We start from the raw sequence: 2,132 nt of genomic DNA on the forward strand, positions 1-2,132 counted from the left end.
CGGTACGGCCGCACCGCCGGCAGCACCGGCTGCTCACCACGGCGCAGCACCTCGTACGCCCGCGACACCTCGTCCATGACGATGGGCAGACTCCACCCATCGAAGGCACCCTGATATAGGCACCACACCATCCAGTACCGGTCATCACCCCGATCGACCAGATACACCCGCATCAACGGCGGACGCGCCAGATCGAACCCCGATCGACCAGATACACCCGCATCAACGGCGGACGCGCCAGATCGAACCCGCGCTCACGATCAGCCGCCAGCAGCTCCTCAAGCCGCTCCCGACCAGCACTGCCGTCCGACCAGTCGAGCACCTCGAACGGCACCTCGACCCGGTCATAGACCACCTGAACCGGCTCAGGCACACCCTCCCAGACAAAACCCGTCCGCAACGCCGCATGCCGCTGCACCACGACATCCCAGGCCTGCCGCAGCACAGCCGGATCCAGCCTGCGCCCCGTCAGCTCGTACAGGCCCTGCGCCCAGTACACACCCCGCCCATCAGCGGGCGCCTCGACGACATGGAACAGCATCCCCTGCTGCACTGGCGCCAGCGGATACACATCCTGAATCCGCCCACCACCCGGCAACGCATCCACCGCCGCCTGATCCAGCTTCACCAACGCGAAATCCGACGGCGTGAACCCACCCGCCCCCGGCGACAGACAATGCTCCACCAAAGCCCGCAACGCCCGCACATAGCTCTCCGCGACCCGCTCGATCGTCTCGGCACGGTGCATGTTCGCGGAGTAGTGCCACTCGAACGCCATCCCACCGTCAGCGGTCTGGGACGCCTCGATCTGCAGCACATGGGACCGGACTCGAGCCAGACTGGCGTTCGCACCGGCCAACTCCGCGGAAAGCTCCCGAGCAAGGAGCCCCACCGCCTCATCACCGGCAACGTCGACGCCACCCATGTAGTTGAAGATGATCTGCGGGGTCGGCGCATCGCTGAGGTCGCGGGTCAGGTAGCGCAGAGCGCCATAGCCCACACCACGATCAGGACTGGTCCGCAGTTGTTCCTTGACCGACTTCAGCACCACAGCCGGATCGCCCAGATCGGCGGCGGCCAGCCTGACCGGGAAGATGGAGGTGAACCAACCCACGGTCCGGGACAGATCGAGCTCTTCGGCGATGGCCTCCCGGCCGTGACTCTCCAGGTCGATCGTCACGGTTTCAGTGCCCGCCCACTCACCCACCGCCTGCAGCAGCGCCGCCAGCAGCAGGTCGTTGATCTGCGTCCGGTACGCCTTGTGCACCCGCGTCAGCAACGCGGCCGTGGTCTCGGCGTCCAACGTCACCCGAGCGATCTCGCTGGAGGCCTCGGTGTTGGCCCCGCCCGGCTCGTCCACCGGCACGCTGAAGCCGGACTCGACCTGTTCCGTCCAGTACGGCAGCTGCGCTCGCACCTCATCCGAGGCGGCGTAGCTCTGCAGCTTCTCGGCCCACTGCTGGAACGAGGTCGTCTTGGCAGGCAGCCGCTCACCCCGGTAAGCGCGATCGAGATCCTCCAACAGGACGTTCCACGACACCCCGTCCATCACCAGGTGATGAACCGTGACCCCGAGCCAGCTCGGCTCCTCGCCCCGATCGAAGTAGACCACCTTGATCAACGGCCCATCGGCCAGGCTCAACGACATCTGCGCGAGCGTCATCCGCTCGGCGACCTGGGCCTCACCCATCCCGGCCGCGTCCACGACGGAGAAGACCTCACCCGACTCCCGCTCAACAACGCTCTGCGCCCACGCCCCCACAACCGAGTCGTAGACGAACCGGATCCGCAGCGCGTCATGATGCGAGATCACCGCATCCACCGCCCGCCCCAACCCGGCGGCATCGACACCGGACGCCAGCTCGAACATGCCCGACCAGTTCCAATGATCACGATCAGCGATGTCCTGCTCGATGAACCAATGCTGGATCGGCGTCAACAACACCGACCCCGACACCGCCCCCTGCTCGGCCAGCACCGGCGTAGCAGCGTGGCGCACCGAGGCGGCCAGCTCACCCACGCTCTGCCGCGCGAACACATCACCCACACTCAGCTGCAGCCCCGCCGCCCTGGCCCGAGCCACGATCTGCAAGCTCAGGATCGAATCGCCGCCCAACTCGAAGAAGTTGTCG

The 2,132-nt window shown here is 66.6% G+C and carries 2 protein-coding genes; both read right to left on the reverse strand.

What is annotated here, in order from left to right; translation table 11 throughout:
- Nucleotides 1-173, reverse strand: a 173-nt coding sequence (locus DQW85_RS48085) for a condensation domain-containing protein (RefSeq protein ID WP_420819139.1), incomplete at its 3' end; no start/stop codon positions are given.
- Nucleotides 173-2,132: condensation domain-containing protein (locus DQW85_RS02800; protein WP_240196881.1), on the reverse strand; the 1,960-nt coding region annotated here is incomplete at its 5' end. The genes DQW85_RS02800 and DQW85_RS48085, both read right to left, overlap by 1 nt.

Source organism: Nonomuraea lactucae (assembly GCF_003313395.1).
Classification (GTDB): domain Bacteria; phylum Actinomycetota; class Actinomycetes; order Streptosporangiales; family Streptosporangiaceae; genus Nonomuraea; species Nonomuraea lactucae.